At 61.5% G+C, this 5,214-nt stretch carries 5 protein-coding genes; 3 read left to right on the forward strand and 2 right to left on the reverse strand.

The features are described from left to right. Positions 1-1,950, reverse strand: a 1,950-nt coding sequence (locus L9Z73_RS24645) for an ATP-binding protein (RefSeq protein WP_247406634.1), incomplete at its 3' end; no start/stop codon positions are given. A 205-nt stretch (positions 1,951-2,155) separates the two neighbouring features. Here L9Z73_RS24645 and L9Z73_RS24650 point away from each other — a divergent pair. Both L9Z73_RS24650 and L9Z73_RS24655 read left to right on the forward strand, forming a co-directional pair. Then, positions 2,156-2,884 carry a response regulator transcription factor gene (locus L9Z73_RS24650; RefSeq protein WP_247406636.1) on the forward strand — a complete coding sequence of 243 codons (729 nt, stop codon included), beginning with the start codon at positions 2,156-2,158 and terminating at the stop codon, positions 2,882-2,884. Continuing rightward, on the forward strand, positions 2,871-4,241 hold the full coding sequence (locus L9Z73_RS24655; protein ID WP_247406639.1) for a sensor histidine kinase: 1,371 nt from the start codon (positions 2,871-2,873) through the stop codon (positions 4,239-4,241). The genes L9Z73_RS24650 and L9Z73_RS24655 overlap by 14 nt, the downstream gene beginning before the upstream one ends. A 3-nt stretch (positions 4,242-4,244) precedes the next feature. Here the strand turns inward: L9Z73_RS24655 and L9Z73_RS24660 are convergent, their stop codons facing one another. Beyond that, a complete protein-coding gene (locus L9Z73_RS24660; protein WP_247406642.1) occupies positions 4,245-4,760 on the reverse strand; it encodes a DUF2062 domain-containing protein in 516 nt (171 codons plus the stop codon). A gap of 147 nt (positions 4,761-4,907) precedes the next feature. On the opposite strand from L9Z73_RS24660, the gene L9Z73_RS24665 reads away from it, so the two are divergent. Continuing rightward, positions 4,908-5,214 (forward strand): DUF4131 domain-containing protein (locus L9Z73_RS24665; RefSeq protein WP_247406644.1); only part of this gene is annotated, 307 nt, incomplete at its 3' end.

Here is a 5,214-nt window from a genome sequence, read left to right on the forward strand (position 1 = left end):
GCTGATCAGGTCGGCCAGGGCGCGGCGCAGCTTGCGCGTACACGCGGGCTTGGCCTGCAACTGACTGTTGGGGTTGGGCACGGACTGGTTGAACAGCATTTGCTCGGTGGTCGGGCACAGCACCAGTACCTTGCAGCCCAGGTGTTCGAGGTCCCACAGATGCTGGTTGAGGCGCTCGGGCGGGATGTCATTGGCGGTGACGCCGAGTACCGCCAGGTCGATCGCCTGTTCGGTCTGGTGCGCGCTGGTGATGCCGTTGGTCAGGCTTTCCAGGGTATTGAACGGCGTGACTTCCAGGCCGCAGTCTTCGAGTTGGTGCTGCAAGGCCTGGCGCGCCAGTTCGTGGTTTTCCAGCACGGCCACGCGGCGGCCGAGCAGCGGCGCAGAGGGCAGGTCTTCGACGTCGTCGCGGGTCTTGGGCAGGTTCAGGCTGATCCAGAACTCCGAGCCTTCGCCCGGTGTGCTGTCGACGCCGATTTCGCCGCCCATCTGTTCGATCAAGCGCTTGGAAATCACCAGGCCCAGGCCGGTGCCGCCCGGTTGGCGCGACAGCGAATTGTCGGCCTGGCTGAACGCCTGGAACAGCGTGCGCACGTCCTGGTTGGACAGGCCGATGCCGGTGTCCTGCACACTGATGCGCAGTTGCACGCTGTCTTCCTGTTCATCCTCGATCATCGCGCGGGCCACGATGGTGCCTTCGCGGGTGAACTTGATCGCATTGCTGATCAGGTTGGTCAGGATCTGCTTGAGGCGCAGCGGGTCACCCACCAATGCCAGCGGTGTGTCGCGGTACACCAGGCTCACCAGTTCCAGCTGTTTGGCATGGGCGGCGGGGGCGAGGATGGTCAGGGTGTCTTGCAGCAAGTCCCGCAGGTTGAAGGGCACGCTGTCGAGTACCAGCTTGCCGGCTTCGATCTTCGAGAAGTCGAGGATCTCGTTGATGATGCCCAGCAGGTTATCGGCGGACTTTTCGATGGTGCCCAGGTAATCCAACTGACGCGGCGTCAGCTCGCTTTTTTGCAGCAGGTGCGTGAAACCGAGGATGCCGTTGAGCGGAGTGCGTATTTCGTGGCTCATATTGGCCAGGAACTCCGACTTGATGCGGCTGGCCTCCAGGGCTTCCTTGCGGGCCAGGTCCAGCTCGATGTTCTGGATTTCGATGGTTTCCAGGTTCTGGCGCACGTCTTCGGTGGCCTGGTCGATGCTGTGCTGCAGTTCTTCCCGGGCGTTCTGCAGGGTCTCGGCCATGCGGTTGATGCCCGAGGCGAGTTGATCCAGTTCCTGGCTGCCCAGCGCAGGCAAGCGGGTTTCCAGGTTGCCGTCCTTGAGTTGGGCCACGGCTTGCTTGATCTGGCCGAGCGGCGAATTGATGGTGCGGCTGATGCGCAGCGCCAGGGCCGCCGTGCAGATCAGGCCGATTGCAATCAACAGCAGGCTGGCGAACAGGCTGCGGTAACCGCGCAGCAACATGCCGTTGTGGGACAGTTCCACCTCGACCCAACCGAACAGGCGGTCGGCTTCATCGGGGATCAGCTCGCCGGCAAGGTTGCGATGGCGCCCAAACACCGGCAGCAGGTAGCGGGTGGCGTCGTTGCCGGTGCGCTGCAACAGGTGGGAGCTGTTACCCGCCGGCGGCTGGTTGAGCATGGTCGGGCCGGCATGGGCCATGGGCGAGCGGTCCGGTGCGAGGAAAGAAACGGCGCGCACGTCCGGTTGTTCCAGGGATTGGGTGGCGATGCGTTCCAGCAGGTCGGTGTTCTTGCTGCTCAGTGCGGGAGCCGCCAACGGGGCCAACTGCTCGGCGATCATTTCGCCGCGTTGCAGCAACTGAGACTGCAACTCCGAGAGCTGCATCCAGGTGAAATAGCCGCCCAACAACAAGGCCATCAGGCTGGTCGGTAATAAGGTCAGCAATAGTACGCGGCCTTTTATCCCCATTCTTGTAAGCACGCCACTCTCCTGCAACCACGCTGTTATCAATCGTCCATGCAGGCATCCGGCCCGCGTTACCCGCGCAGTGTAGCCATTTGCGCGGTCTGGAATCTTGCAAATTAATCACGGATGGCAATCTTCGAGCCATTTGGCGCGACGTGGCGATTGCCTGGCGGGGGGGAATCTTGAATAATCAGTGATTGAGAATTACTTGCAGACGCTAATGAATCCCGCAGCAATTGGCCTACCCAGTATCCTGACCATCGAAGATGACCCCGTGCTAGGCGCCTATGTCCATGAGCATCTGGGGCGCTGTGGCTTTCAGGTCACGTGGTGCCAGAACGGTCAGCAAGGCCTGGAAATGGCCCGCGAGCAAGCCTTCGACGTGGTGTTGATGGACATTCTGCTGCCTGGGCTGGATGGGCTGGAGATCCTCACGCACCTGCGCCAGAGCCATTCGGTCCCGGTGATCCTGATGTCGGCCCTGGGCGCCGAAGCCGATCGCGTGAACGGCTTTCGCCTGGGCGCGGACGATTACCTGCCCAAGCCGTTCAGCATGATCGAGTTGCGGGTGCGTATCGAAGCCATCCTGCGCCGGGTGGCCCTGGATCGCCGCCCGCTGGCGAGTTTGCCGACCGTGCGCGACGATGTCCGTAGTCTGCGCTTTGACGATGAACTGTCCGACGTCTTCTACCAGCAACACTGGGGCGGTTTGACCCGCAGCGAGTACCGCCTGCTGTACACCTTGCACAGCAGCGGCGAGGAAGTGCTGAGCAAGGCCTTCCTTTATCAGCATGTGCTGCAGCGCGGTTATGCGCCCCATGACCGCAGCCTCGACATGCATATCAGCCAGATTCGCCGCAAACTCAAAGTTATCGGCTACAGCGAGCGCGAAGTGCGCACGGTGTGGGGCAAGGGCTATGTGCTGAGTGGTCACGATGATGGCCTTTGAGGGTCGCTTGAAACGGCTGCCGGGTAAACACTCGTTATTCTGGAAACTGGCCTGCCTGCTGATTGCCTTCTGTTTGTTGATGATCTGGCTCAGTTGGTCCTGGGGTCGGTACATGGAGCAGCAGAACGCCTATCTGTCCGAAACCTCTCGCGAGATTCTCAGCGGTTATGCGGCGGGAGCGGAGTTGGCCTGGAGTACCCAGGGCAGTGCCGGCGTGGACGCCTGGCTGCAACTGATGGCGGCGCGTGAAAGCACCTGGATCGGCGTGATCGGCAACGACCTGCAATCCCTTGGCAGCGCGCCGTTGACCGACAAGGAAAGCCAGCGCCTGACCTTCCTGCGTGGCCTGGACTGGCCGGTCAGCCGCCACGTCAAAGGCCTGCCATGGTTGAAAATCCCGTTTCCCCTGGACCCCAGCGTCGGCTCGCTGGTGATCGAGTTGCCCCAGCGCTTTATGCCGGGGCGCTACCAACTGTTTTGGCGGGTGGTGACCAATGGCGTGATTCCCGGCCTGTTTACCCTGTTGTTGTGCATCGGCCTGTATCGGCTGCTGATCGTGCCGCTGAACCAACTGCGCGAGCAGGCCAATGCCTGGCGTGCCGATCAATTGAATACACGGCTGTCCTACGCAGCCACCAGTCGTCAGGATGAATTGGGCGAGCTGGGTCGGGCCTTTGACCATATGTCCGAGCGTTTGCAGGGCACGGTGGTGTTGCAGCAACAGTTGTTGCGGGACATGTCCCATGAACTGCGCACCCCCCTGAGCCGTTTGCGCGTGGCCTGTGATAGCGAACAGGATCTGGCGCAACTGCGTGAACGGCTGGGGCGAGAGATCGACGCGATGCAGCGCCTGGTCGAGGACAGCCTTCAATTGGCCTGGCTGGATACCGAACGGACGCCGCTGGCTGTCGAAGATATTCAGGTTCAGGCGCTGTGGGACATGCTCAAGGAAAACGCCTGTTTCGAAAGCGATTGGCCCGCCTCGCGGCTGCCATGCCTGCTGGGGCCAGACTGTTGGGTACGCGGCAATCTGAACGCTTCGGCCCAGGCCTTGGAAAATATCCTGCGCAACGCCATACGGCATTCACCGGTGGATGGTGTCGTCAGCCTGGATGGGCGCCGTGATGGCGAATACTGGCACCTGTGGCTGGAGGATCAGGGCGGGGGCATTGATGAGCGCGACCTGGAACGGATCTTCGCGCCGTTTACCCGCTTGGATGGCTCACGACCTGGCGACGGTGGCTTCGGGCTGGGGTTGAGCATCGCGCGCAATGCGGTGCAGCGTCAGGACGGTAGCCTGTGGGCGGAAAATACCGGCCAAGGCTTGCGTGTGTATCTGCGTATGCTGGCCGCCTAGGGCTCAAGCGCGACGCTGTTTGCGTTTTTTCCATTGGTGCGCGACCCACCAGCGCCAGTACCCCATGGTCAGGCAATAGGCCAGCGTGCCCAACACCAGGCCCAGTACCACCGAGCCGAGCAGGAACGGCTGCCACAGCGTGCTCAACTGCCCGCTGATCCACTCCCAGGTCAGGTCGTGAGGCAGGCTGCGCGGTGGCACATTCATCAGCCAGGCGCCAGTCATGTAGGTACACAGAAATACCACCGGCATGGTGATCGGGTTGGTCAACCACACCAGGCTGATAGCAATCGGCATATTGCCACGCACTGTGATTGCCAGCACTGCCGCCAATAGCATCTGCAAGGGGATCGGGATAAAGGCCGCGAACAGGCCCACCGCCATGGCGCGTGCCACCGAGTGCCGATTCAGGTGCCAGAGGTTCGGGTCATGCAACAAAGTGCCAAGAAACTGTAATGACTTGTGTTCCCTGATACTCGTGGGGTCGGGCATGTACCGTTTGAATAAGCGCCGGGGCATAAGGGGTCCAGGTCAGATCGAGGGGCAAGTATGCCCGCATTCTATAAACAGAAAATTCAGACTTTGTGACAAAACATCATAGGCGGTGTCTGGGGGGCGGCTAAGACTGAGTGGATCACTTCAAAGGAATGATCCATGAGGACAGGGATGTTCGCGCTTGCACTCGGGCTGCTTGCGCTGCGATTTCTACCCGCACTGCCGCCTACCGGGGCACTGTTGGCCCTGGTGCTGGTGGCGTTGATGCTGCTGCCGTTTCGTACTTACCCGCTGGCGTTTTTCCTATTCGGCTTGAGCTGGGCGTGCATGAGCGCGCAGTGGGCGCTCGATGATCGCTTGCGTCCGGCGCTCGACGGCCAGACACGTTGGCTGGAGGGGCGCGTGACCGGGTTGCCGCAGCAGACCGACAGTGGCGTGCGTTTCGAACTGACCGACAGCCGGTCGCGCAAAGCCCGGC

The sequence above is a fragment of the Pseudomonas emilianonis genome (assembly GCF_023072625.1).
In the GTDB taxonomy this organism is placed as follows: Bacteria; Pseudomonadota; Gammaproteobacteria; order Pseudomonadales; family Pseudomonadaceae; genus Aquipseudomonas; species Aquipseudomonas paraveronii.